We start from the raw sequence: 1,832 nt of genomic DNA on the forward strand, positions 1-1,832 counted from the left end.
ATATAATCCACCGAGGAGTATTTTTGCGATTCACCTGTTAGAATCAAAACGTCTTCGATTTTTTCGCGTCTCATTTGTTTCATTTCAGATTCTATTTCATCCATGGTAAGTTTCGCACGGACGATATCTGATTTCGCCCTGAATCCGCAGTACTTACAACTGTTTTCACAATAATTTGCGATGTAAAGAGGGCTGAACAAATACACGTTGTTTCCAAAATATTGTAGTCTTAGTTTTTGTGAGATTTCTCCCAATTCTTCTATAAAATCAATTGCAGCATCACTCAACATATTGTAATAATCAAAATGGTCCAATGCTTCGTTGTTTTTTATTTTACCCAAAGTTCTTCTGACATCATTAGCCGTTACATTTACAGATTTTACCTCAGATAATTTTTCGGAAATTTTATCGTAAATGTCCGAATGAATATCTTGCATATTGTTAAAATATTTGAATTCTTCCATTTGTCGCCTACTTAAAGAAATCTCTGAGTGGAGATGAAGGGTCAGCACCCGTTTCCAAAACTCTGCCTGGTTTTGCGATGTGAGCTAGTCTTCCTGCCTTGATTGCTAGTGCGAAAGCTTCTGCCATTTTGTTGATGTCGCCGCTTGTAGCAATGGCAGTGTTTGCCATGATTGCACTTGCGCCCATTTCCATGGCTTCACACGCTTGTGATGGTTTGCCGATTCCTGCATCCACAATCACTGGCAAATCAATTTCGTTGATGATGATTTGGATGAAATCTCTCGTTGCAAGTCCCTTGTTGGATCCAATCGGAGAGCCCAATGGCATGATGCAACTTGCACCAGCTTCTTTCAAATCTCTTGCGAAGTTCAAATCTGGATACATATAAGGCATAACGACGAAACCTTCGTCAGCCAAAACTTTCGTAGCTTTCAACGTTTCTACGTTGTCTGGTAGCAAATATTTGCTGTCACGCATGATTTCTATTTTCACGAAATTGCCGCAGCCCATTTCACGAGCAAGCCTTGCAATTCTAATAGCCTCGTCTGCATTTCTCGCTCCTGAAGTGTTCGGAATTATCGTCACATTTTCTGGGATAAAGTTCAAAATATTTTTCGTATCGTCTGTATTTGCACGTCTAAGTGCCACAGTAATCATCTCGCAGCCTGCAGATTCTACGCAAGCTTTGATAAGGTTAGGGTCGTATTTTCCAGATCCAAGTATAAATCTTGAGTCAAAAGATTTGCCACCCAAAATCAATTTATCTTCCATTATTTTCCTCCAATAACCAATTAAGTGCGATTATAGCTTGTGTGCTTGCCGCCATCATCACGTTTGGATAGTACAAACCGATGTCGGTCTTCGTTTCAAAATCGCCACAAACTACAATGTTGTTCATTTTTTTTATTTTCATATCTAATTTTTTCACGCCACCAATTCCAGACACCGATATTAGCTTTTTGTTAGTTCCGATAAAATGTTCCAACACCAATGACTTTGCGTACTCGTCATCGAACGCCTCGATTACGATATCGTAGCCGTCGGTCAATTCGTCGATGTTACTTTCAGTAACTTTGATGTTTTCAACAGAAATATTTGCAAATGGCAAAAAATCATCACAAATTTCCTTGAACGCGTCGACCTTGTACTTGCCGACATCTGTTGGCCTGTAAATTTGTCTGTTTAAATTGGAATATTCAACTGTGTCGTAGTCCACTATTTTGATGGTGCCAATGCCTGATTTTGCAAGTAAAAAGCATGAATTGGTACCCAAACCACCACAGCCAAGGATCAGAATTTTGGATTTTCTGAAAATGTCTGTGTGTTCGGGGATTTGTCTTTTAAAAATCTCCTGCATTTTAACCTCC

The 1,832-nt window shown here is 39.2% G+C and carries 2 protein-coding genes and 1 pseudogene; all 3 read right to left on the bottom strand.

Translation table 11 applies throughout. The annotated features are described in order from the left end of the window. Nucleotides 1-464, bottom strand: a pseudogene (locus KHW44_RS09250) (2-iminoacetate synthase ThiH); the annotation flags it as partial. Between the two features lie 7 nt (nt 465-471). Further along, nucleotides 472-1,236: a thiazole synthase gene (locus KHW44_RS09255; protein ID WP_002837839.1), complete on the bottom strand. Its 765-nt coding sequence runs from the start codon at nt 1,234-1,236 to the stop codon at nt 472-474. Next, the coding region (thiF, locus tag KHW44_RS09260) for a sulfur carrier protein ThiS adenylyltransferase ThiF (RefSeq protein WP_304068785.1) at nt 1,226-1,832 on the bottom strand (607 nt) is incomplete at its 5' end. The genes KHW44_RS09255 and thiF, both read right to left, overlap by 11 nt.

Source organism: Finegoldia magna (assembly GCF_018371055.1).
Lineage (GTDB): Bacteria > Bacillota > Clostridia > Tissierellales > Peptoniphilaceae > Finegoldia > Finegoldia magna_I.

Coding starts and splice junctions, on each gene's coding strand:
- KHW44_RS09255 (WP_002837839.1), bottom strand. CDS start 1,236: ATGGAAGATAAATTGATTTTGGGTGGCAAATCTTTTGACTCAAGATTT.